Origin of the sequence: Actinoplanes philippinensis, from assembly GCF_900113015.1 — a bacterium.
Classification (GTDB): domain Bacteria; phylum Actinomycetota; class Actinomycetes; order Mycobacteriales; family Micromonosporaceae; genus Actinoplanes; species Actinoplanes philippinensis.
In genome coordinates this window covers 20991-43613 of sequence record NZ_FONV01000007.1, presented here as the reverse complement: position 1 = coordinate 43613, position 22623 = coordinate 20991, and the positions used below count along the sequence as shown (strand labels likewise).

Annotated in this window: 19 protein-coding genes; 8 read left to right on the top strand and 11 right to left on the bottom strand. The window is 72.0% G+C overall.

The window, feature by feature from the left end:
* The first annotated feature begins 87 nt into the window (after positions 1-87).
* From BM290_RS18975 to murJ, 4 genes are all read left to right on the top strand, one after another.
* Entirely contained in the window at positions 88-1257 is a 1170-nt protein-coding gene (locus BM290_RS18975) for a sensor histidine kinase (protein ID WP_093615875.1), read from the top strand.
* Positions 1254-1910 carry a response regulator gene (locus BM290_RS18970; RefSeq protein ID WP_093615873.1) on the top strand — a complete coding sequence of 219 codons (657 nt, stop codon included), beginning with the start codon at positions 1254-1256 and terminating at the stop codon, positions 1908-1910. The genes BM290_RS18975 and BM290_RS18970 overlap by 4 nt, the downstream gene beginning before the upstream one ends.
* Before the next feature lie 78 nt (positions 1911-1988).
* Positions 1989-2834 (top strand): CPBP family intramembrane glutamic endopeptidase, encoded by an 846-nt coding sequence (locus tag BM290_RS18965; RefSeq protein WP_203779378.1) that lies wholly within the window; start codon positions 1989-1991, stop codon positions 2832-2834.
* Positions 2835-2919: 85 nt separating this feature from the next.
* Positions 2920-4476: a murein biosynthesis integral membrane protein MurJ gene (gene murJ / locus BM290_RS18960; RefSeq protein ID WP_093615869.1), complete on the top strand. Its 1557-nt coding sequence runs from the start codon at positions 2920-2922 to the stop codon at positions 4474-4476.
* Positions 4477-4482: 6 nt separating this feature from the next.
* Here the strand turns inward: murJ and BM290_RS18955 are convergent, their stop codons facing one another.
* Positions 4483-4995, bottom strand: a complete 513-nt coding sequence (locus BM290_RS18955; RefSeq protein WP_093615867.1) for a tyrosinase family oxidase copper chaperone — start codon at positions 4993-4995, stop codon at positions 4483-4485.
* Between the two features lie 214 nt (positions 4996-5209).
* Between BM290_RS18955 and BM290_RS18950 the strand changes: the two genes are divergently transcribed.
* Together BM290_RS18950 and BM290_RS18945 are read left to right on the top strand one after the other, a co-directional pair.
* Entirely contained in the window at positions 5210-5701 is a 492-nt protein-coding gene (locus tag BM290_RS18950) for a tyrosinase family oxidase copper chaperone (protein ID WP_093615865.1), read from the top strand.
* A 25-nt stretch (positions 5702-5726) separates the two neighbouring features.
* A complete protein-coding gene (locus BM290_RS18945; RefSeq protein ID WP_093615863.1) occupies positions 5727-6533 on the top strand; it encodes a tyrosinase family protein in 807 nt (268 codons plus the stop codon).
* Positions 6534-6552: 19 nt separating this feature from the next.
* On the opposite strand, the gene BM290_RS18940 is transcribed toward BM290_RS18945, so the two are convergent.
* Entirely contained in the window at positions 6553-6969 is a 417-nt protein-coding gene (locus BM290_RS18940; protein ID WP_093615861.1) for a hypothetical protein, read from the bottom strand.
* Positions 6970-7143: 174 nt separating this feature from the next.
* Here BM290_RS18940 and BM290_RS18935 point away from each other — a divergent pair, with 174 nt between their 5' ends.
* The gene (locus BM290_RS18935) at positions 7144-9099 is read left to right on the top strand and encodes an elongation factor G (protein WP_093615859.1); all 1956 of its coding nucleotides are present in this window, start codon (positions 7144-7146) and stop codon (positions 9097-9099) included.
* A 4-nt stretch (positions 9100-9103) separates the two neighbouring features.
* Here the strand turns inward: BM290_RS18935 and BM290_RS18930 are convergent, their stop codons facing one another.
* The 6 genes from BM290_RS18930 to BM290_RS18905 form a co-directional block, all read right to left on the bottom strand.
* Positions 9104-10408: a right-handed parallel beta-helix repeat-containing protein gene (locus BM290_RS18930; RefSeq protein ID WP_093615857.1), complete on the bottom strand. Its 1305-nt coding sequence runs from the start codon at positions 10406-10408 to the stop codon at positions 9104-9106.
* A gap of 72 nt (positions 10409-10480) precedes the next feature.
* Positions 10481-11674 (bottom strand): putative acyl-CoA thioester hydrolase, encoded by a 1194-nt coding sequence (locus BM290_RS18925; RefSeq protein ID WP_239143583.1) that lies wholly within the window; start codon positions 11672-11674, stop codon positions 10481-10483.
* A 91-nt stretch (positions 11675-11765) separates the two neighbouring features.
* On the bottom strand, positions 11766-12215 hold the full coding sequence (locus BM290_RS18920; protein WP_093615853.1) for a hypothetical protein: 450 nt from the start codon (positions 12213-12215) through the stop codon (positions 11766-11768).
* Between the two features lie 154 nt (positions 12216-12369).
* On the bottom strand, positions 12370-12639 hold the full coding sequence (locus BM290_RS18915) for a DUF2277 domain-containing protein (protein ID WP_093615851.1): 270 nt from the start codon (positions 12637-12639) through the stop codon (positions 12370-12372).
* Between the two features lie 54 nt (positions 12640-12693).
* Positions 12694-14175: a DUF6114 domain-containing protein gene (locus BM290_RS48375; RefSeq protein WP_093615849.1), complete on the bottom strand. Its 1482-nt coding sequence runs from the start codon at positions 14173-14175 to the stop codon at positions 12694-12696.
* Positions 14176-14245: 70 nt separating this feature from the next.
* The gene (locus tag BM290_RS18905; RefSeq protein WP_093615847.1) at positions 14246-14884 is read right to left on the bottom strand and encodes a DUF6230 family protein; all 639 of its coding nucleotides are present in this window, start codon (positions 14882-14884) and stop codon (positions 14246-14248) included.
* A gap of 351 nt (positions 14885-15235) precedes the next feature.
* On the opposite strand from BM290_RS18905, the gene BM290_RS18900 reads away from it, so the two are divergent.
* Positions 15236-17170 (top strand): ATP-binding protein, encoded by a 1935-nt coding sequence (locus BM290_RS18900; protein ID WP_093615845.1) that lies wholly within the window; start codon positions 15236-15238, stop codon positions 17168-17170.
* On the opposite strand, the gene BM290_RS49840 is transcribed toward BM290_RS18900, so the two are convergent.
* From BM290_RS49840 to cydB, 3 genes are all read right to left on the bottom strand, one after another.
* Complete coding sequence (locus BM290_RS49840; protein ID WP_239143582.1) at positions 17153-19297, bottom strand: amino acid ABC transporter ATP-binding/permease protein; 2145 nt, start codon at positions 19295-19297, stop codon at positions 17153-17155. The two genes, BM290_RS18900 and BM290_RS49840, sit on opposite strands and share 18 nt — an antisense overlap.
* 65 nt (positions 19298-19362) lie before the next feature.
* Positions 19363-21417, bottom strand: a complete 2055-nt coding sequence (locus tag BM290_RS49835) for an ABC transporter ATP-binding protein/permease (RefSeq protein ID WP_239143581.1) — start codon at positions 21415-21417, stop codon at positions 19363-19365.
* A 210-nt stretch (positions 21418-21627) separates the two neighbouring features.
* Positions 21628-22623 carry a cytochrome d ubiquinol oxidase subunit II gene (gene cydB, locus BM290_RS18875; RefSeq protein WP_093615843.1) on the bottom strand — a complete coding sequence of 332 codons (996 nt, stop codon included), beginning with the start codon at positions 22621-22623 and terminating at the stop codon, positions 21628-21630.

Here is a 22623-nt window from a genome sequence, read left to right as displayed (position 1 = left end):
TTTCGACGATCATCCACCGCCGATGTCCGCAATGGACGCCGAGATCAGTCGATCATCCTTTTCACCGTGGGGCGCTAGGATCCGCGGATGCTGCGGTGGAGGACGCTGGACCCGATGCTCCGGGACGCCGCGGGCGCGGCCCTGCTGATCGTGGCGGCGTTCGTGCCCGGCGTCGCCGAGCTGGGCCTGGAGATCGGCGAGCTGCACCTGCGTGCCGACGACCGGATCAGCCTGGCGCTGCTGCTGACGCAGGCGGCCGCGCTGGTCCTGCGCCGCCGCCGGCCGGTGCTGTGCCTGGCGATCGTGGCCGCCGCCTTCGCCGCGCACCAGCTGGCCGGCTATCCGCCGACGGTGGCCGGGCTCGCGCTGCTCGTCGCCCTCTACAGCGCCGGGGCGCACCAGGAGCGCCGGCGCCGGGCGGCGGCGGTGACCGCCTCCGTCGCCTACGCCGGCCTGGCGGTGGCGCTGCACCTGCGCGGCTCGGCGGAACGCCTGATCGACTTCGTGACGTTCTTCGCGGTGCTCGCCGCCTGCTGGGCGGCCGGATCGTGGGTGCGGGCGCGGCAGGCGGAGGAGCAGCGCCGGCGGCGGGAGAGCGTGGGCGCGGCGATCACCGCCGAGCGTGCCCGGATCGCCCGTGAGCTGCACGACGTCGTCACCCACCACGTGACCGCGATGGTGGTGCAGTCGGACACGGCGGGCCTGCTGGTCGGGCCGCAGCCGGACCGTGCCGTCGAGGCGATCGCCGCGGTGAGCCGGTCCGGCCGGGAGGCGCTCACCGAGCTGCGGGTGCTGCTGGGCGTACTCGACGGGGATCTCGACGAGCGGACACCCGCCGCAAGCGGCCTCGCCGACCTGGTGGACCGGATGCGCCGCGCCGGTCAGCCGGTCGACTTCGCCGAGGAGGGCGGCCCCGGACCGGACGGCGGCCTCGGCCTGGCGGTGCACCGGGTGGTGCAGGAGGGCCTGACCAACGCGGTCAGGCACGCCCGCGGCCGTCCCACCCGGGTGCTGGTGCGGCACGACGGCGACGGGACCGCGATCGAGGTGGTCACCGCGGGTTCGTCGCACGGCGAGCCGCGGCCGGGCCGCGGCCTCACCGGCCTGCGGGAGCGGATCACGGTGTTCGGCGGCACGTTCGACGCCGCCGGGGGTCCGGAGGGCGATTTCCGGGTACGGGCGTGGCTGCCCCGTTCCCGTGCGGAGGCGTCGTCGAGCGCGAGTCCCTCGGGCAGCGGCGCCGGGGGTGACGGATGATCCGCGTGCTGGTCTGTGACGATCAGGCTCTGATCCGGGCCGGTTTCGTGACCGTTTTCGGTCTCCAGCCGGATCTGGAGGTGGTCGGCGAGGCGTCCGACGGCGAGGCCGCGGTCCGTGCGGCGCTGCGCCTGCGCCCCGACGTCGTGGTGATGGACATCCGGATGCCACTGCTCGACGGCATCGAGGCGACCCGTCGCCTGGCCGGCCCGGACGTCACCGATCCGATGAAGGTGCTCGTGGTGACCACGTTCAACCTGGACGGCTACGTCTACGAGGCGCTGCGGGCCGGCGCCAGCGGCTTTCTGCTCAAGGACGCCCGGCCGGCCGAGCTGATCGACGGCATCCGCACGGTGTCGCGCGGCGAGGCGCTGCTGGCGCCCGCGGTGACGCGTGCCCTGGTCGGCCGGTTCGGTGACCGGGTCCGGCCGTCGACGGCGGGACGGGACGAGCGCCTGGATGTCCTGACGGCCCGGGAGATCGAGGTGTTCCGCCTGATCGCCGAGGGCCTGTCGAACGCGGAGATCGCCGGGGCGCTGGTGATCAGCCAGGAGACCGTCAAGACGTACGTCTCCCGGATCCTCACCAAGCTGGCGCTGCGGGACCGGGTGCAGGCGGTGATCCTCGCCCACCGGACCGGCCTGGTCGTGTGACCATCCCCCGGGCGAGCCAGCCGAGGTGCCCACCGCGGGGCGATGATCGTCGACGGCCGGCTGCCTAGCGTCGTGCCCATGAAGCGTCTCGCCCGTCCGCTGCTGCTCCTGCTGATCTTCATCGCCGTCGACGCGCTGGTGGTCACCCTCCTCAACGCGCTCTCCGGCAGCGCGGTCCTGTCGCTCGTCGTGGGCTTCGCCGCCGCGGCCGGCACCCTCCTGCTGTATGCGTGGACCACCCGCCGCATCGAGCGCAGGGAGCCGGCCGACCTGCCGCGCCCGGGCCGCCGGCGCACCCTGGCCCGGGGCACGCTGGCCGGCATCGGCCTGTTCACCGCCACCGTGCTGGCCATCGCGGTCCTCGGCGGTTTCCGGATCGACGGCTGGGGCTCGTTCGGCGGCATGCTGTCGATCTTCGGCCTGATGGCCGGCGTCGCCACGGTCGAGGAGGTGCTGTTCCGGGGCATCCTGTTCCGGCAGATCGAGGAGCGCGCCGGGACCCGGCCGGCGCTGGCCGTGTCGGCGACCCTGTTCGGCCTGCTGCACCTGATCAACGACCCGACCGCGATCGGCGGCGCGTGCGCGATCATCGTGGCCGGGCTGATGGCGGGCGCCGCCTACGTCGCGACCCGTGCCCTGTGGCTGCCGATCGGCCTGCACCTGGGCTGGAACTTCGCCGAGGGCGGCATCTTCGGTGTCCCGGTCTCCGGCGCCGACAGCTCCACCCAGGGTCTGCTGCGCGGCGTCTTCGACGGCCCGGCCCTGCTGACCGGCGGCACGTTCGGTCCCGAGGCCAGCGTCTTCGCGGTCCTGGCCAGCCTGCTCGCCGCGATCTGCCTGCTGCGCCTGGCCCACCGCCGCGGCAACCTGCGGCCCCGCCCGGTGGCGGACCCGGACGCCGCCGGCGGCCGCGTCGCCGGATAGGGGGACCGGGCGCCGGCCGGTGGCGCCGGGACGGTATGCAGGTCACGTGACAGAAGGATCATCGATCGGGCGGGCCGGGCAGCGGATGGCGGTGGCCACGCTCGCGTCGCGGGTCGCCGGGTTCCTGCGGATCCTGGTGCTCGCCGCCGCGCTCGGCCTCGGCACCCGGCTGCTCGACACGTACAACGTGGCGAACACGCTGCCGAACTCCGTCTACGAGCTGGTCGTCGGCGGCACCATGGCCAGCATCGTGGTGCCGCTGCTGACCCGGGCGGCGCTGACCGAGCCGGACGGCGGGGTGCTCTTCGCGCAGCGGCTGCTGTCGCTGATCGTGTACGTCCTGAGCGCCGTCACGATCCTCGCCGTCGTCGCCGCGCCGTGGCTGATCGACCTGTTCGCCCCCGGGTTCACCGCCGATCAGCGGGATCTGGCCGTCGTGTTCAGCCGGTTCTTCCTGCCGCAGATCCTGTTCTACGGGCTCAGCGCTGCCACCGGGGCGATCCTCAACATCCGGGGCCGGTTCGCGGCGGGGGCGTGGGCGCCGCTCTGCAACAGCGTCATCGTGATCGCGGTCGGCCTGACCTACCTGGCGGTGGCCGGCGGCGCGGTCGCCGGGACCGGGCTGAGCACCGGGCATCTGCTGCTGCTCGGGCTGGGCACCACGGCCGGCGTGGTCGCGCAGACGGTCCTGATGATGTGGGCGCTGGCCCGCAGCGGGTTCCCGATCCGGCTGCGGCTCGACCCGCGGGGCATCGGCATCCGGCGGATCGGGAAGCTCGGCGCGTGGGTGCTGCTCGCGGTGGTGGCCTCGCAGACGCTGACCGCGGCGGCGACCCGGGCCGCGTCGTGGGCCGGGCCGGGCGGGGTGACCGCCTATCAGAACGCGAGCGCCGTCTACCTGGTGCCGTACGCGGTGATCGCCGTGTCGGTGATGACCGCGATCCTGCCGCGCCTGAGTCGGTACGCGGCCCGCGGCGAACCGCAGCGGGTCACCACCGGGCTGTCCCGGGCGGTCCGCACCGCCCTGGTCGTGATGGCCCCGATCGCCGCCGCGTTCGTGCTGCTCGGGCCGACCATCGCGACAGTGCTGTTCGCGCACGGCAACAGCAGCGCGCCGACGGTACGGGTGCTGGGCCTGGTGCTCGCCGGGTTCGGGCTCACGCTGGTGCCGTTCACCAGCTACATGATCCTGCAGCGGGGCCTGTACGCGCTGCAGGACACCAGGACGTCCGCGCTGATCACGGCCCTGGTCGCGGCGGTCGGCGTGGCCGGGTGCGCCGCCGCGGCCCTGCTGCTGCGCGGTGAGGACATCGTGATCGGCATCCCGCTGGCGTACGCGCTGGCCTACACCGTCGGGCTGAACGTGATCGCTCTGGTGCTGCGCCGGCGCCTCGGTCGTCTCGACGGGCGGCGGCTGGTGCGTACCCATGTGCGGGTCCTGGTGGCGACGGCGGCCGGCGCCGGATGCGCCGGCCTCGTCGTCTGGGCCGTCGGCGCGTCCGGCTGGGCCGGCGCGCTGCTCACCCTGGCCGGCGCCGTGCTCGCGGGCGCCGCCGGATATCTGGCCGCCGGCCGGCTGATGCGGCTGGCCGAGCTGCGGCATCTGCTGAACCTGGCGCTGCCCGGCATCCGCACCTGGTGAGCGGACCTACTTGACCGGTGCGGGCGACGCGGTCGGCGCCGTGGTCCGGGCCGGTTTGACGGACTTGGCGGGCTCACGGACGGCGAACGTCGGGCAGTGTGCCGCGCCGTCGTCGGGTGTCGTCATCCGCAGTTTGCCGAGCGTCTTCACCGAGGCCTTGGTGATCGCCCGCACGCTCGGTTCCTGCTGGAAACCCTGCAGGTTGCTGGTGTAGCCGCCGTCCCCGGTCGGATAGAGCACCAGCTGCACCCCGTCGATGTAGGCGCAGGCCGTGTCGTTCTCGCCCCAGCCCATGATGTGGTGCCCGTGGTAGGTCTCGAAGAATCCGGGCTTGCGGACGGCCGGCTTCGCCACCGGCGTGGACGCGGAGGCCGACGGGGTGGCGGCGGGGTCCACGTCCGGCCCGGTGCCCGCGTAGACGGTCCCCGCGGTGGTGGCCGCCGCGACCGCCACGGCCAGCAGCGCGACCGCCCGGACGGCGTATCCCGGGCCGTTCCCCCGTCGTTTGCCATGGAGCATGGAATCCATTGTCGTACCACTTTCATCGACGTTTGCAGGAAATAAACAGAGCTGCACGTGACCGTACTCCCGGAAAACGATTGTCAGTCGTCCCGGAAACGCCGTGACGATGCGTTTCCAGTCCTTTCGGTGACAATGGCGACACGATTCCCGTGCTCTCCTGTTGATTATCTCTGCCGAGTTGTTCGTCCATTTCGAGGATGAGGTTTTCTGTATGGCGAAGACGAACCGTCGTGACGTCCTGCGCTACGGCGCGGCCGGAGCGGTGACCGCGGCCACGGCCGTGGTCGCCGGTCAGGAGCTGGCCAGCGCCGACCCGCCGCCGGGGCTGGACGGCGTGACGAGCCAGGTGCCCGGTCTGAAGGACACCCTGGACGGCCTGAAGGCCCCGCTGGACCCGCGGGACTTCGACGAGATCTTCAAGGGCAAGAAGATCCGCGGCCTGCACGGCCTCCGGGGCCGCAACGAGCTGATGATCAACAATCGGCGGCTCGCGCTCACCGAGATCGAGACGCTGTTCGTGCCCGCCGACGGGTCCCCGCCCTACGTGGGGACGGGCTGGATCAGCGCCCTGAACCACTACGACCCGGTGGAGGTCGACACCCGCCGCAACCGTGAGGGACTGCGCAAGCTGGCCCGCAAGGTCGTCGACGTCCTCGGCGACAGCGAGCTGGCCCCCTCGGCCGCGCAAGAGCACGGTCACTGACGGATCCCCTGAGAGGCGACTGACCATGGCAGTACGCAAGAGCATCTCCGCGATGTCCGGCGCGGAGAAGACCGCATTCATCAACGCGCTCCGCCAGCTCAAGACGACGGCGGTGAACGGGCGCAACTACAACTGGTACATCGACCAGCACGTCACCTTCTTCTCCCGTACCGCGGACAACATCAGTCACGCGCACCAGGCGCCGTCGTTCTTCCCGTGGCACCGGGAGTACCTGCGCCTGCTGGAGATCGACCTGCAGACGGTGAGCGGCAACACGGACATCTTCATCCCGTACTGGGACTGGACCGGGGGCGCCAGCCCGTTCACCGCCGACTTCCTCGGCTCGATCACCAACGGCAGCGTCTCCAGCGGCAACTTCAGCCCGGCCTGGGGCTGGTCGCTCTACCGCAGCAGCATCCAGACCCCCTTTCTGCAACGGCGGGTCGGCCAGAACGCGAGCCGGCCCTCCGCGGCGACGGTCAGCGCGGTGCAGAGCTGGCAGGTGTACGACCAGTCGCCCTGGAACTCGACGGTGTCCAACAGCTACCGCAACCGCAACGAGATCGAGCTGCACAACCGGGTGCACAACTACGTCGGCGGGCACATGGCCACCCGCGAGGCGCCCAACGACCCGGCGTTCTGGCTGCACCACTGCAACATCGACCGGCTGTGGTGGCTGTGGCAGACCAGCCGGGGCATCGACACCTACCAGCCGCGGACCGGCTTCACGTCCGGCGTGATCGACAACGACGAGACGATGCGGCCGTTCGCCGCCGGGCGTACGCCGTCCGCGGTCCGTGACATCAACTCCCTGGGCTACAGCTACGCCTGACGCCCAGGCCACTGCACGCTCAGGCCACTGCCCGGCGGCGGCGCGCGAAGCCGCCCCCGGCAGCGGCCTCGACCGCGGCGGTGCGGTTGACGGTGCGGCGCTGCAGGCCCGGGTGCCGGGTCTCCCACGCCGCCCGGACCCGGGACGGCAGGTGCAGGTCACGCCACACCCGGCGGAGCATGGCCGGGTTGATCAGATCCTCCACCTCGCCGCAGTTGGCGGCCTCGCACAGGACCTGCTCGTAGGCGTGCCGGACCTGGATCGGGTCCTCGAGCTCGTACTGACGGCGGCTGGCATGCCCGCAGGCCATGTGATGCGGCACCTCGAGCACGCCGACGCTGTGGCCGTGCAGGTCGTCGATCCGGTCAGGGACGGCGGGGGCCCGGGTGGCGGCGCTGCGGTTCTTGCGGCCGTCACGGGCGGCGACGTACGACATGCCCCTCAAGATAGGCCCGCCGGGGTGCCGGAGTGGCCGGATACGAAATCGGTGGCGGCGCCGGGACAGCCGTGCCAGGGTGGGGAACGCCAGGAGAGCCCACAGACGAGGAGAGACCGATGCGAGCAGCTTCCACGCTCCGGACCCCGACCCGTCCCACCGTGGAGTTCTGCTTTGGCATTGTTGAATCTCGGGATCGTCGCCCATGTTGACGCCGGCAAGACCAGCCTGACCGAGCGCCTGCTCTTCGAGGCGGGGGCCGTGTCGCGCCCCGGCAGCGTCGACGACGGCACCACCCGCACCGACTCGATGGAGCTCGAGCGGCGGCGCGGCATCACCATCCGCGCCGCCGTCACCTCGATCAGCCTCGGTGACCTCACCGTCAACCTGCTCGACACCCCCGGTCACCCGGATTTCATCGCCGAGGTCGAGCGGTCCCTGGCCGTGCTCGACGCGGCGGTTCTCGTGGTGTCCGCGGTGGAGGGTGTCCAGCCGCAGACCGTCGCCATCTGGCGGGCGCTGCGCCGCATCGGCGTGCCCACGCTCTTCTTCGTCAACAAGGTGGACCGGCGCGGCGCCGACGTGGACCGGGTGACCGCCCAGATCCGCCGCCGGCTGGCCACCGCCCCGGTGTCCCTCACCACGGTCGAGGACCAGGGCAACCCCACCGCGACGGTACGGGCGAAGCGTCTCGACGCCGAGCCGGTGGTGTCCGGGGTGGCCGAGGGCGACGACCGGATCGCCGAGAAGTGGCTGGCCGGCGAGCCGGTCCGGGCCCGTGACGTGCGCCGGGCCGTCCGGCGGGCGGTCCGCACCGGCCGGCTGAGCCCGGTGGTGTGCGGCTCGGCGATCACCGGCGCCGGTGTGCCCCAGCTGCGTCATGTCCTGGCCGACCTGCTGCCGCGCAGCGACGGACGGGACGGTCCGCTGGCCGGCACGGTCTTCGCCGTCGACCGTGACGACCACGGCCGGCGGGCCTGGGTGCGACTGTGGTCCGGGCGGCTGAACGTCCGGGACCGCATCGACCTCGGCGGGACCCGCCCGCAGACCGTCACCCAGATCGCGGTCAGCGAGCCGGACGGCGTCCTGGTGCGGCCGTCGGCGGCGGCCGGGCAGATCGCCGCCGTGCGCGGCCTGTCGGCGCGGATCGGCCAGCATGTCGGGCAGCCACCCCGGCGGCGGCTCTACCGGTTCCCGCCACCGACCCGGCAGGCCCTGGTCGAGCCGGTCGACCCGGCCCGGCGGCTGGCGCTGTTCGCCGGGCTGACCGAGCTGGCCGACGAGGACCCGCTGGTCGACCTGCGGCTCGACGAGCACCAGGAGGAGGCGGTGATCCGGCTGCACGGCGAGGTGCAGAAGGAGGTCATCGCGGCGCTGCTGCACGACCGGTACGGGGTGGCGGTGCGGTTCTCCGGCACGCTGACCGCCTGCATCGAGCGGGTGGCCGGGGCCGGGAGCGCGCAGGAGCGGATCCGGGAGCGCGGGAACCCGTACCTCGCCGGGATCGGGTTGCGGATCGAGGCGGCCCCGGCCGGGAACGGTGTCGAGTTCCGGCCCGGCATCGAACCGGGACGGCTGCCGCCGGCGTTCATCGCCGCCACCGAGGAGGGCGTGCGGGCCGCGCTGCGGCAGGGCCCGTACGGCTGGCCGGTCACCGACTGCGTGGTCAGCATGACGTCGTCGCAGTACTGCCCCCGGCAGAGCCGGCCGCACCAGAAGTTCGACAAGTCGATCTCCAGTGTGGCCGGCGACTTCCGGCACCTCGCGCCGGTGGTGGTGGCCGAGGCGCTGCGGACCGCCCGGACCCGGGTGTGCCACCCGGTCGAGCGGTTCGACGTGAACCTGCCGCATCAGGTGGCCGACGTGGTCACGGCGCTGCTCGGCCGGGCCGGGGCGGTCATCTCCGACACCGCGACGGCCGGCGGATACCTCGAGGTGAGCGGTGTCCTGCCGTCGTCACGGGTGCCGCAGGTGGTGGCCGCGCTGCCCGACCTCACCGGTGGGGAGGCCGTGCTGACCGCCCGGTTCGACCACTACGCGCCGGTCACCGGCGAGGACCCGCCGGTGATGCGACGGCGCGGCCCCGACCCGGCCGACCGCACCGGGTGGTTCCGCGCCGTACCCCGATGAGGTTTCAGGAGGTTTCGAAGGCGCCGACGTCCGGCGCTGATCCGTTGTACGGCAGGCCGACGTTCACCCCCTTGTTGATCAGGGTGCTCCCGGCGGCCAGGTGCAGCGAGGTCAGCGCCGGCAGGCTGCCGTCGGACTGCCGGGACACGTTCCAGCCGGTGGTCGCGACACTCTGGAACTGGCTGTCGGACATGGTGACGCCGAGGTTCCACGAGTTGTTCGAGGCGGTCGTCCCGCTGAGGTTGGCGGTCAGCGTTCCGCCGTACGCGATGTTGTTGCGCAGGGTCCCGAGCCCGACGGCCGCGCCGCCGGAGTTGATGCCGAGCATGTTGAAGCCGATGCCGTTGCTGTAGGCGGTGTTGTTGAAGTAGTCGTTGGCGACCGGGTGGTGGTTGCTGTAGAAGCCCGGCCCCCGGTTCAGGAACGCCACCGAGGTGCGCACCGTGTGCTTGACCCCGTTGGACACGTAGACCCCGCCGTACCCACCGGCCTTGAAGCCCGCGCCGTTGCCGGCCGCCGTGGTGGTCTGCGGCAGATACCCGTTGCGCCACGCCCACGAGTTCTCGATCGTCACCGGCGAGTACGCGTTGATCAGGTCGAACCCGTCGTCGGTGTTCCACCACGCCCGGCAGCCCCGGAACACGTTCCCGGCCCGGCCCGCCCCGATGTGCGCCCCGAACCCGTCGGCGTTCTCCCCGGCCCCGTTCGAGCTGTACGGGTCGTAGTTGTCGTGCGAGTCGGAGTTGAGCACCAGGTTGTTGCTGCCGCTGGCGATGAACACGCCGGGACCCATGATGTGGTGCGTGTTCAGCTTCTCGAACGTGTTGGAGCTGCCGGAGATCCACACGCCCCACGACTCGTGGTTGAGGCTGTTGTTCTGCGGCACCCCCTTGATCTCCAGGCCCCGCAGGTGCAGGTAGCTGCCGGTCACGTCGAAGCCCTTGATCCGGCAGTTGCTGGTCATCCCGGTGAAGTCGAAGAGCACCTTCTCCCCGGGGTAGTTCCAGTAGTTGATCGGGCTGCCCGAGGTGCCGCTCTTGTTCAGCGTGATCGCGTCCACCACCGAGGTCTGGCCGGCGCAGCTGGTGGTGGCGGTGGTGTACGCGTAGGTGCCGGCGCGCAGGTAGACGGTGTCGCCGGCGGTGGCGGCGGTCTGCGCGCGGGCGATCGACCTGAACGGGGCGGCCTGGGTGCCGGCCGCGGTGTCGCTGCCGGTGGGGGAGACGTACCAGACACTGCCGGCCGCCCAGCTGGTGGCGGCGAGACCACCGGCGGCAGCGACGGGGATCACTGCCAGCAGGGCGATCATCAGAACTCTTCGTGCTCTCACGGGGATGCTCACATTTCCGGGGAACGGGGGATGGGGGATGGGGGATGGGGGTCAGACGGCGGAGGGGCCGTGGTTGGCGTACTCCCACAGGCGGTTGTGATCGACGTCGGAAAGGTTGCGCCCGATCTCGATCGGGGCGGAGAACGGCCGGGCCGTGGTGGCGGCCGGCGCCCACGGCGCGGCCGTGTCGAAACCGGCGCCGAGGTGGCTGTCGCGGATCACCAGCTGCCCGTTGGGGGTGATGCCGGGCAGGTATCCGGTGGCGCTCGCGCCCTGGTCCCAGGCCCGGCCGAGCCGTCCGGTGGGCGCGGCGGCGTACCCGTCGTCGGCGACGATCCGGGAGCGGGTGACCAGGAAGCCGTACGGGTACGCCGGGTGGGTGTCGGGTGCGAAGATCACGCCACCGGACGGCTTGCGGCTGGAGACGAGCCGGAACGTGCAGTGGGTGAAGACCGCGGCGGCCCGGCCGAAGACGAAGTCGGTGTCACCCTCGACGTAGGTGTCGCGCACCGACACCCGGGCGATCCGGGAGTCGTCGGCGTTTGCCAGCAGGGTGTCCTGACGGCTGATCAGCCGCAACCCCTCCAGCTGGGTACGGTCGGCGTCGGTCCGCAACGCGAGCGCCTGATGGGTGCCCCGGTCCACCGTGTCCAGAAGCGTGTTGGTGATGGTCAGGTTCGTCAGCTGCAGGTCGGTGCTCTGCGCCCAGACGACGGTGGCGCACAGCCCCGCGGTGGCGCTGGTCTTCGTGGCGCACGACTGGTACATCGGCCAGGCCGGGTCGCCCTCGGCGTACCGGCCGTCGGGGTTGACCTGCGCCGCCCACTGGGCCGGGGTGACCGTGGCGTCGATGGTGAACTCGAGCCGCACGTCCTCGGCCCGGCCGGCGCCGTAGACGGTCAGCGGGGGAGTGCCGGCCGGGATGAGGACCGTGCCGGTGTACGTGCCGGGCCGCACCGCGATCCACCGGCGGGCGGTGCCACCGGCCCGGTAGGCGGCGTCGACCGCGTCCTGGACGGACGCGTAGCCGTGCGGGCCGACCACGAGATCGGGGCGATGCGGGAGGCGGATCGGCGGGGGCCGCCACGGGTCGGCGACCGGGGCGGCGTACGTGCCGGAGAAACCCAGATAGTTCTCCGGCACGTACGGCCCGGCCTCCTCGGCCGACAGGATCGGACGTGCCGTCGTGCCCGGCGGGACCTGGGGGGATCCGGGGGCGCCGGCCGTCGGCAGGGCGAGTGCCACAGCGATCAACGCTGACACGATGTGCATCGTCAACCTCCAGGAATGCGCTTTCCTGGAGGAGCTTACCCAGATGTACGTCGATGTCGAGCGGTCACGCGTTGGTGATCGTGAAGGTCATCTCGGTCTCGTACTGGCCGTTGTCCGACGTGGAGCAGGACAGGCCCTCCGGCACGAAGCAGTTGCTGCTGTTCGGCTCCTCGTACGGGTTCGAGAAGTAGATGACGAGCTGGCCACCGCCGGAGGCCGCGTACTTGACGCTGCCCGAGGTGCCGCCCTGATCGACGTTCGCGGTGGTCTTGAGCCAGTCCGATGATTTCGCCGGGATGGTCTGGTTGGGGCTGATCACGTTCTCGCCCTCGGTGACCTCATAGGAAATGAGTTCGAAGGACTCCCTGGTCTGATTGTCGATCGTGATCCGGGCGGTGAACACGCGCGGATCGGCGTGCGCCGGAGCGGCGAGACCGGCCGTCATCGCGGTGGTGGCCAGGGTGGCGGCCGCGGCGGCGCGCAGGGACAGGAAACGGGTACGCGAAATAGCCATGACGATTCTCCTTGGTTTCGTACGATTAGTTCGACAATTTCAGGGCGGATCCCTGAATGCGTTACCAATCATCACGGCCCGGAAAATCCGGCGTTCACGAAATGCGTCGCGATAGTACGAACGGACGAGGCCGCCGGTCGTTTCGGCCCCCTTGTCAGGAAGCGTAACGCCGTTCGGCGCGGGCCCGGGCCTTCGCCGCCTCCACCTCGCGGTCCCGGGGCGGGGCGCTGGTCACCAGCGCGGCGAGCAGCTCGGCGGTGGCCGCCTGGACCGCGGCGACGGCCTGGTCGAAGGCGGCCTGGTTGGCCTGCGACGGACGAGCGGTCCCGGCGATCTTCCGCACGTACTGCAGGGCCGCCGCGTGGATCTCGTCCGGCGTCGCCGGCGGCTCGAAGTTGTGCAGCTGGTGGATGCTCCGGCACACGGTCGGATCCCTTCGGTACGAATGCCTGTGGACCCTCCCAGGGTAGGCGGCCGGTCAGCCGGCCGTGGTCTCGTCGATGTCCAGCGGCTTGGCGGTGAGCACGTCCGAGCTGACGTAGGCCAGGTCCAGGGTCACGTCGGTGAACCAGAGCACCGGCAGCGTCAGCGGCGGCGGCTGCTCCGGGGTGAAGGTGACCGGGATCAGCCCGAACAGCTTGCCCTTGAAGGTGGGGCTGTAGAACTCGACGTTGCCGTCCAGGATCAGCTCACCGCTCTCGATGACCGTGACCGCGTCGCCCGGCTCGTCGATGGTGAGGGTGAACGGCTTGTTCACCACCTTGTCCATGGTGAACTTCAGCGACCTGATCGGGCCGTTCCCGGTCGGCACCTCGGCCACGCCGTCGTAGGACGAGTTGTACATGGTGATCGAGGCGGCCTTCACCACGCCCGGCTTCGCCCCGGCCTGCGGGAGGCCGCTGTCGTCGGCCCGCACGTTCATCTGCCGGGGTCCCAGGCAGGGGATCTCCTCCGGCCGGGGGGTGGCGCTCGTGCTCGGCGACGCGCCGGCGCTCACCGGTGCCGAGGGGCCGGCGCTCGGAGCGGAGGTCGTGGGCCCGGGCGACGTCGGGGCGGCCGACGACGACGACGGCGACGGGCTCGGCTCGGGCTCCTCCTCGCCGCCGACGCCGAAGAAGTCCCCGACGCCCTCCCAGAAGTCGTTGATGCCGTCCAGCACCGGGTTCCCGCTGCCGGTCCCGGACGGTGACGGTGACGGCGAGGCGCTCGGGGACGTCGAGGCGGACGCGCCCGGGGCGGGGGTCTTCGTCTTCGAGGCGGCCGGCTTCGGCTTCGTCCTCGTCTTCGCGGCTCCGGCGGACGGCGAGGCGGGGGCGCTCGGCGAGGCCTTGCGCGACGGCAGGCCCTCCGGGCAGTCGGCGGCCTGCGCGGGCCGGTTCCCGGCGACCATCACGCTCGTGGCCAGCAGCAGCGGGGCGACGATCAGCAGCGCCTTGCGGTGCGCCGTCCCGGGAACGGGCGGCTGCCCGGCGACCTCCCCGGCCGCCTGCTCGCCCGCCGCCCGGTCATCACCAGCCCGGTCATCGACATCCCGGTCATCACCAGCCCGGTCATCGCCGGCGTGGTCATCGAGAGCCTGGTCCCCGGCCGGCTTCGGCGCCGTCCGGGGCGGGCCCCAGGCGATCACCAGCGCGCCGCCGACGATGCCGAGCAGCATCCCGGCGATCCAGCCGCCCAGGTTGAGGCCGATGAACGAGTACAGCGCGGTGATGATGCCGATCACGCCGTAGAACACGCGCTGCGCCGGGGAGAACCAGGCCAGGACACCGGCGGTGATCATCATGACCGGCAGGAGGTACGAGTAGAAGCCCTGCGGCCCGATGTGGACCTGGATGTTGTCCAGCTCCATGTTCGCGCTGCCGAACATCTCGATCCCGGACAGCACCAGGAAGAGCCCGCCCCAGTACGGCCGGCCGCGCCGCCACCGCCGGAACCTGCCCCGGATGTTCTCCGTCGCCACGCCGAGCCTCCCAGTCACCTCAGAACGACGGGCTCGCGGCACAGTGCCCCGCGAGCCCGGTGGATCGATGTCAGTCCTCGTCGTAGTAGCACTCGTGCGAGCCGCCGATGTGCAGCTTGAGGCTCATGCCACTGAGGGTGAAGGTGGCGGCGGAGGTGTAGTACGCCTCCTGGCGCAGGCCGTTGATGGTCACCTTCTTCGCCTGCTGGCCGAAGGAGAGCGGAGCGCCGTGGCTGGACGCCTGGTCCTGGCTGAGGGTGGACCCGTCCAGGCCGATCTGGATCTCCTCGAAGGTGGCGTCGCCCCCGAGAGTGGACATGCCGATCAGCAGCTCGTCGGCGTGCACCGGGTTCGCCGGATCGCTACCGGCCTCGATACGCAGGGTCACCGGGCCGACCGCGACCGACTGGCAGAGGTTCCACAGGTCGGCGCTGCGGATGCCGGACATCGCCGCCGGGATCTTGCCGTCCGGGAAGTTCTCCTTGTCGTCGGTGGGCAGCTCGCCGCTGTACTGGGTGAAGCCGTTGCCCACCAGCTTGTCCGCGGACAGCTTGAACTGCTTGCCGGACACGGTGAAGTTCGCCGCCAGAGCGCCCTCGGCGAGCGCCAGGACCAGCCCGCCCGCGATCACCGTCGGCACGCCCACCGCCACCGCGAACCGGCGCCAGTTGGTGCGCCCGTACGCCGCAGCGCTTTGCGCCTCCTCCACGGAACCTCCTCAGGGATGGTTGGACCGGCGACTTGCGCAGCGAGGCACATCGATGGTCGCGGTCGTAATGTGCGGGAAATGTTGCCGCTAGCCGGCGGCGACTACAAGAGCTCGATCTACCGGTCAGTAACTCAGCTCACTAGATCAACATGACGCACCGTGATGTCCGCCACGCAGGTGTCCGAAATTTCCGACATTAGTATCGAGCCTGGCCAGTTACCCGTTACCCGGGGTACGCAAGGCCCTGTTTATTGCGGATAGGTAACGAAGTGAATTGCCGGGGAGGAGACTTAGGTCACGGCCCGTACCTGCCGAACGGAAAGGCATGACCGACCGCGAGGACCGCCGCCGATGAGCGTGCAGCGCCGCCTCAACGTCGGCTTCTGCGCTCTGCTCATCCTGTTCATGGTGCTTCTGGCTCTCCAGTTCGGCCTCGGCGGACGGCTGCGCTCCCAGCACGACCGCGAGACCGACCGGGCCAACCGCGCCGAGGCCGCCAACGACCGGGTGCTGCAGCGCATGACCGACGCCGAGACGGGGGTACGCGGATTCCAGCTCACCGGCGAGCGGGTCTTCCTGCAGCCCTACGAGAGCGGCGCCACCGAGGCCCTCGCCGCCCTCGACGACCTGGCCGCGCACCTCGACGGTGACGAGGCCGTCCGCCTGCTCGACCGGCAACGTGACGCCGCGCACGCCTGGCTCGACGGGTACGCGGCCCCCGTCGTCGCCGCCGGCGTGCCCGACGGCGACACCGGCCGCGCCGTCCGCGGCAAGGCGGTCTTCGACGAGTTCCGGCTGGCCAACGCGGCCGTCGCGGACGCCGTCGACCGCGACCGGCAGCGCGTGCTGGCTCTCGTCGCCGGCGGGCGCGGCTCCCTCGACCTGGCCGCCGCGGTCCTCGTCGTCGCCATCATGATCATCGGCGTGTCGGTGGCCCGTACCGGACGCCGGCAGCTGCTCGTACCACTCGCGCAGCTCGGCCTGACCATCCGCCGGCTCGCCGGGGGTGACCTGTCGGCGCGGGCCGAGCCGGCCGGGGCGGACGAGCTCCGTACCGTCGTCGAAGCCCTCAACGACCTCGCCGCGCAGACCGAGACCCTCCTCGCCGCCGAGAAGGCGCGCGCCGCCCGGGCCGGCCTCCGGCAGGCCGTCGCCGCCGAGATGCAGGAGTCCACCGACCCGGCCGCCACCGGCCGCCGGGTCGCCGAGCTCGTCGCCGCCGCCGTCGGCGCCGCTGCCGTGCACAGCGAACTCGACGTCCCCGGCACCGGCAGAGTCCAGTCCCGCTGGCCGGCCGACGCACCCGACCCGCCCGGCGACCAGATCGCCGAGACGGTCGCCGGCCGACCCGGACAGCTGCGGGCCCGCCCCGACGGCAGCGTCTGGCTCACCGTCGGCGGCGACGACGGCTGCTCACCCGGATACCTCCGCGCCCACCGCCCCGGCAACCCCGAGTGGACCGACGACGAGCAGCGGCTGCTCGCCGGCGCGGCCCGCGAGATCGAACGCGCCCTGCGCCTGCTCGGCGTCCAGGACAAACAGGCCCGCCTCATCACCGAGCTGCGGATGCTCGACCAGCGCAAGGACGTCTTCATCCAGACCGTCACCCACGAGCTGCGCACGCCGCTGACCAGCATCCTCGGCTACACCGAGATGATCACCGAGGAGGACGGCGGGGCGCTCACCACGCTGCAGCAGCGCGCGCTCAACGCCATCCTGCGCAACGCCCACCGCCTGCACGACACCATCGGCGACCTGATCCTGCTCGACCGGCCCGACCACGACACGACAGTACGCACCGAGACCCTCGACCTGGCCGGCCTCGCCGTCCTGGTCCGTGACGAACTCGCCAGCGCGGCCCGCGCCAAGGACCTCACCGTCACCTTCGACGCCGGCGAGGGGTGGGTCCGCGGCGACCGTACCCAGCTGCAACGGGCCCTGCGCAAACTAGTCGAGAACGCCATCAAGTTCACGCCCGCCGGTGGCAGCGTCGACTGCCGGGTCGCCGCCGACCCCCGCGCGGTCTCCGTCGCGGTCACCGACACCGGCATCGGCATCCCCGCCGAGGACGTGCCCGGCCTGTTCACCCCGTTCCATCGGGCGGGCAACGCCATGGATCAGGCCGTCCAGGGTCCCGGCCTCGGCCTGGCCATCGTCCGGGACATCGTCCGCGACCACGGCGGCACCATCGCCGTACAGTCCGTCGTCGGCCGCGGGACCACCTTCACCCTCACCCTGCCGGCCTGCGCGGCGCCCGCCGAACCGCGGTCACCCGCCCACGTCTGACCCGCCCATCGAGACCACCGTCAGCCCGTCCAGGTCGGTGCGGTGCGTGATCAACAGGACGGTACGCTCCCCGGCCGCCGCCAGCAGATCCCGCGTCAGGGCCGCCGCCGTGGCATCGTCGAGATGCTCGGTCGGCTCGTCGAGCACCAGCACCCGCGCGTCGCCGAGCAGCAGCCGCGCCAGCGCCAGCCGCCGCCGCTGCCCGCCGGACAGCGCCATCCCGTGCTCCCCGACGAGCGTGTCCAGCCCGTCCGGCAGCGTCCCGGCCCAGTCCCGCAGCCGCGCCGCGCCCAGCGCCTCCCACAACTCCCCGTCAGTGGCGTCCGGCCGCGCGATCCGCAGGTTCGCGCCGATCGTGGTGTCGAACAGATACGCGTCCTCCGGCAGGTAACCGACCACCGCCCGCACGTCATCGGCCGCGAGCTCCCGCAGATCGACGCCGTCCATGGTGACCCGGCCCGCCCACGGATCGAGAAACCTCACCAGCAGCGCGGCGACCGTGCTCTTGCCGGAGCCGCTCGGGCCGGTCAGCGCGACCCGCGCACCGGGCGGCAGCATCAGGTCGAACCCCGTCACCGCCGTACGCCCCGCGACCCACCCCGCCGTGACCCCCTCCACCCGGACCTCCGGCACGCCCCCGGCGCCGGGCCCCGGCCGCCCACGCCCGTCCAGCCCTGGTCCTCGCCCCGCCGGCTCGCCTCCCGGCCCGTGCCCGTTCCCCCCGGTCGGCGCCCTGTCCTGTTTCCGGTGTCCCGAAAAAGCGTTCCGCGCCGCCCCGTCCTGTTTCCGGTGTCCCGAAAAAGCGTTCCGCGCCGCCCAGCCCTGTTTCCGGCGTCCCGAAGCAGCGCTCCGCGCCGGCCGGCCCTGTCCGGCCGGCGTCAGGCGCTGTTTCAGGCGCGCCGTAACAGCTCCCGGCGCCGGCCGGCGTGGCCCGTTTTGTCCGGCTGGTTCCAGGTGCTCCTGCCGAGGCGCGAGGGCAGCCCTCGGGGCCGGCCGATCCTGCCCGATCTGTCGGGCTGGTGCGGAATGCTGTTCCCGGCGCCTCAGGACCGGCCACGGTTCTCGAGGGCGGGCCGGAGACGGCTCGCCGGCCAGTGGATCGGGCGCGGCCCAGATCTCGGCGAGACGCCGCAGCGACGCACGCGCCGCCGCACAGTGCTGAGCTGCCGCCGGAAGCGGCCCCGCGATCTCGAACACCGCCAGCGGCGTGAGCACGACCAGCGCCAGCAGTTCCCCGGGAAGATCACCGGCACGCACCGCGAACGCCCCCGCCACCAGCCCCGCCAGCACGGACACCCCCGTCGCGAGAACGGTCACCGCCGCGCCCAGCCCCGCCGTCGCGGCCGAACGACGGGACGCCGCGGTCAGCCGGGCATCGATCTCGGCGAGCCGGGCGAGACGGTCAGGCGTGGCCCCGTACGCCATCAGATCGGGCAAACCGTGCAGCAGATCGACGACGCCGGTGTGCAGCCCGGCCCGCAGCGGCGCCAGCCGCCCGTCGGCGCGTCGTGCCGACGCCCGCTGCAGCAGCGGCACGCCCGCTCCGGCGACCAGCAACGCCAGCGCGAGAACCAGCCCGGCCACCGGCACCAGCGAGCCCACCACCAGCACCGACGCGAGACCGACGACGGCCGCCACCGCGTACGGCAGCACCACCCGGGTGACCAGATCGAGAACCGCGTCGACATCCGAGGCGAGCCGTCGCGCCAGATCGGCACGCCGGAAATCGGCCAGGCCGGCCGGAGCCAGCCGTTCCAGCCGCTCGAACAGCCGCACCCGCACATCCCCGAGAACCCGGAACGCCGCATCATGCCCGAACAGCCGCTCCAGGTACCGCAGCACACCCCGGCCCAGCCCGCACGCCCGCACCGCGACGATCGCCACCATCAGATGCAGCACCGGCGGATGCAGCGCCGCCCGCGAGATCAGCCACGCCGACACCGCGGTCAGCGCGACGGCCGCCCCGGCCGCTCCGGCCCCGGCGAGCACCGCCAGCCCGAGCCGCCCCGCCGCCGGCCCGAGCCCCGCCGCCGGCCCGAGCCCCGCCGCCGGCCCGAGCCGCGCCGCCGGCCCGAGCCGCGCCGCCGCCGGCCCGAACCCCGGATCCCGCACGCCGGTCCCGCTCACCGCAGCAGCTTCCGTCGTGGAGACGCCTTTTACACCGATCCCGCTTCCGTCGGTGGAGACGCCGCTCATGCCGGCACCCGCTCGCCGGCCAGGTGGATCTCACGGTCGGCGAGAGCGATCAATTCCGGACGGTGGGCCGCGATGATCACGGTGCGTCCGTGGGCCAGGCGGCGGATCGCGTCCATCACCCCGGCCGCGGTGACGGCATCGAGGTTGGCGGTCGGCTCGTCGAGCAGCACGATCGGCGCATCCCGCAGAAACGCTCTGGCCAGCGCGATCCGTTGCCGCTGCCCGGCCGAGAGTCCGGTGCCGGCGTCCCCGAGCATGGTCGCGTAGGCCTCCGGCAACGCCCGCACGAACCCGTCCGCGCCGGCGGCACGGGCTGCGGCGACGACATCCGGTCCATCGGCATTTCCGGTCAGCGCGATGTTGTCGTACACCGATGCCGCAAACAGATGCGGTCGCTGCGGGACCCAGGCGATCCGTCTACGCCAGGCCGCAAGATCAAGATCCTTCAGGGGTACGCCGTCCGCGCGCACCTGTCCTGCAGAGGCATCCACGAAGCCCAGCAGTACGGCAAGGGCAGTCGACTTCCCGCAGCCGGAAGCCCCGGTCAACGCCACGACCTCCCCCGGCCGAACCGTCGCGTCGAGGCGCAGAGCCACCCCGGGCCGCCCCGCGAACCGCACCTCGACCCCGTCGAAAACGAGCCCCTCACCCCGCAGGGACGCGTCTCCACCCGTCAGAGCACCGCCCGTACCCTGCGTGGCCTTGTGTCCACCCTGTATGGCCTTGTGTCCACCCTGCATGGCCTTGTGTCCACCCTGCATGGCCTTGTGTCCGCCCCGCATGGCCTTGTCCTCACCCCGCGTGGCCTTGTGCCCACCCTGCATGGCCTTGTGCCCACCTCGCATGGCGCCGCCCTCACCTCGGAAAGCTCGGCCGTCACCTTGCACAGGGCCGTTGTCATCGCCCGCGTCTCGCAAAGCCGGGTCCTCCGCGGCCGGCGAGGCGCCGCCACGCGAGGGACGCGCAGGGGAGTCGGCCGGCGGCGCGGCGGTTCTGGCCGGTGGGGTCTCGAGGATGGTGAAGACCTCCTCGGCGGCGGCCAGACCCTCCGCGCTGGCGTGGTAGTTGGCGCCGACCTCGCGCAACGGCCGGTATGCCTCCGGGGCCAGGATCAGCACGAGCAGAGCGGTGCCCAGGTCGAGGCTGCCGTGCACGAGGCGCAGCCCGATACCGACCGCGACCAGGGCCACCGAGAGAGTGGACAACAGTTCGAGCACGAGCGAGGACAGGAACGCGGTGCGCAGGGTTCGCATGGTGTGCCGCCGCTGTTCGTCGCTGATCCGCCGGATGATCCCGGCCTGTGCCCGGGCCCGTCCGAACAGCTTGAGCGTCGGCAGCCCGGCGACCACGTCGAGGAAGTGGTGGGAGAGCCGCGCCAGCAGCCGGAACTGTCGCCGGTTCTGCGCTTCGGTGTGCATCCCGACGAGTGCCATGAACACCGGGATCAACGGCAACGTGACAGCGATGGTGACCGTGGCGATCAGGTCGGCGGGCCACAGCCGGGCCAGCAGCAACCCCGGAACCAGCACCGCGAGAACGAGCTGAGGCAGGTACCGCGCGAAGTAGGCGTCGAGCGCGTCGAGCCCGTTCCCGACGACCGCCGCGATCTCCCCGGCGCCCCGGCCGCTCCCGCCTGTTCCCATCCTGCTTGCACCGGTTCCGGTCCCGTGGGATGCGATGTGTTCGCCGGCGAACCGGCCACCTGCGGGGCCGAGTTCGGCGATGTGTGTGAGGAGACGGGTGCGGAGCTGGCTCTTCACCGCGGCGGCGGATCGGGCCGCGGCCACCTCCTGCATCCAGGCGACCGCGGCCCGGGCGGTCACCGTCGACGCGAGCGCGGCCAGCACCGGGACTTCGAGACCGCCCGGCAGGGCCACCGTGACCGCCGTGATGGCGGCCCCGTCCAGGAACACCGCGGTGATCGCGTCGGCGAGCAGTCCTGCCTGGGCGATGAGCAGCACAGCATGGCCGGCGCCGAGGACGACGGTCGCTCCCAGGTAGGCCCGGGTCGCGCGGGCATACCCGAGCAGGCGGGGATCGAGCGGCTTCATCGATGTCCTTCCGGTGACGGGCGGAGGGAAGGGCCAAGGGCAGACTGGGAACGGATCGCGACGGGCCGGAAGGTCAGGCGTGGACCGGGTAGCGACGGGCCGGAAGGCAGGCGTGGACCGGGCGGGGGACGGGTCGTTTACCCGGCGCTGATCGGGGAATCCGGCCCGTCGCCTCGCCTGCGGTGATGGGCGCCGCAGGCGGGGCGTCCGTCAGGCCGGGATGTCGCTGAGCTTGAGGCGCTTGCGGAACACCCAGTAGGTCCAGCCCTGGTACAGCAGCACGATCGGGGTGAACGCCGCCGCCACCCACGTCATGACCGTCAACGTGTACGGAGTTGACGATGCATTGTTGACGGTCAAGTTGTTGACTGGATCAATTGTTGACGGCATGACGTCGGGGAACAGCGTCACGAACAGGGCCGCCACCGCGAGCACGATCGTTGCGCCTGTCGCCGTGAACGCCCAGCCCTCACGTCGGGACCGGGTCAGCAGCACCGCACCGACGAGAGCCAGCGCCGCCAGGACGGACAGCACGATGCCGACGCCGTCGAGATGCGTGACTCCGGTCCAGATCAGGAATGCGGCGGCGACCGGAACGGCGACGACGGCCAGGCGTGCGGCGAGCCGGCCGGCTTCCGTACGCATCGGGCCCTCGGTCTTGAGAGCGAGGAAGACGGCGCCGTGCAGGGTGAAGAGCGCGAGCGTGGTGAGGCCGCCGAGCAGCGCGTACGGGTTGAGCAGGTTGACGAATCCGCCCACGTACTCGTGCGACGCGTCGAGGGGCACCCCGCGCAGGATGTTGGCGAAGGCGACACCCCACAGGATCGCCGGGATCAGGCTGCCCCAGAAGATCGCCAGGTCCCAGCCGCGTTTCCACGCCGTGGACGAGCGTTTGCCGCGGTATTCGAAGGCGAGCCCGCGGACGATCAGCGCGACCAGGATCAGCAGCAGCGGCAGGAAGAACCCGGAGAACAGGGTGGCGTACCACTCGGGGAACGCCGCGAACGTGGCCCCGCCGGCGACGAGCACCCACACCTCGTTGGCGTCCCAGACCGGGCCGATGGTGTTGATGGCGAGACGGCGGGACCGGTCGTCCCGGCCGAGGACCGGCAGCAGGATGCCGACGCCGAAGTCGAAGCCCTCGAGCAGGAAGTACCCGGCCCAGAGGACGCCGATCAGAATGAACCAGACGGTGGTGAGTTCCAT

Excerpts from the sequence above, each read along its gene's own strand:
- BM290_RS18975 (WP_093615875.1), top strand. The coding sequence starts at position 88 with ATGCTGCGGTGGAGGACGCTGGACCCGATGCTCCGGGACGCCGCGGGC.
- BM290_RS18970 (WP_093615873.1), top strand. The coding sequence starts at position 1,254 with ATGATCCGCGTGCTGGTCTGTGACGATCAGGCTCTGATCCGGGCCGGT.
- BM290_RS18965 (WP_203779378.1), top strand. The coding sequence starts at position 1,989 with ATGAAGCGTCTCGCCCGTCCGCTGCTGCTCCTGCTGATCTTCATCGCC.
- murJ (WP_093615869.1), top strand. The coding sequence starts at position 2,920 with ATGGCGGTGGCCACGCTCGCGTCGCGGGTCGCCGGGTTCCTGCGGATC.
- BM290_RS18955 (WP_093615867.1), bottom strand. The coding sequence starts at position 4,995 with ATGCTCCATGGCAAACGACGGGGGAACGGCCCGGGATACGCCGTCCGG.
- BM290_RS18950 (WP_093615865.1), top strand. The coding sequence starts at position 5,210 with ATGGCGAAGACGAACCGTCGTGACGTCCTGCGCTACGGCGCGGCCGGA.
- BM290_RS18945 (WP_093615863.1), top strand. The coding sequence starts at position 5,727 with ATGGCAGTACGCAAGAGCATCTCCGCGATGTCCGGCGCGGAGAAGACC.
- BM290_RS18940 (WP_093615861.1), bottom strand. The coding sequence starts at position 6,969 with ATGTCGTACGTCGCCGCCCGTGACGGCCGCAAGAACCGCAGCGCCGCC.
- BM290_RS18930 (WP_093615857.1), bottom strand. The coding sequence starts at position 10,408 with ATGATCGCCCTGCTGGCAGTGATCCCCGTCGCTGCCGCCGGTGGTCTC.
- BM290_RS18920 (WP_093615853.1), bottom strand. The coding sequence starts at position 12,215 with ATGGCTATTTCGCGTACCCGTTTCCTGTCCCTGCGCGCCGCCGCGGCC.
- BM290_RS18900 (WP_093615845.1), top strand. The coding sequence starts at position 15,236 with ATGAGCGTGCAGCGCCGCCTCAACGTCGGCTTCTGCGCTCTGCTCATC.
- BM290_RS49835 (WP_239143581.1), bottom strand. The coding sequence starts at position 21,417 with ATGAAGCCGCTCGATCCCCGCCTGCTCGGGTATGCCCGCGCGACCCGG.
- cydB (WP_093615843.1), bottom strand. The coding sequence starts at position 22,623 with ATGGAACTCACCACCGTCTGGTTCATTCTGATCGGCGTCCTCTGGGCC.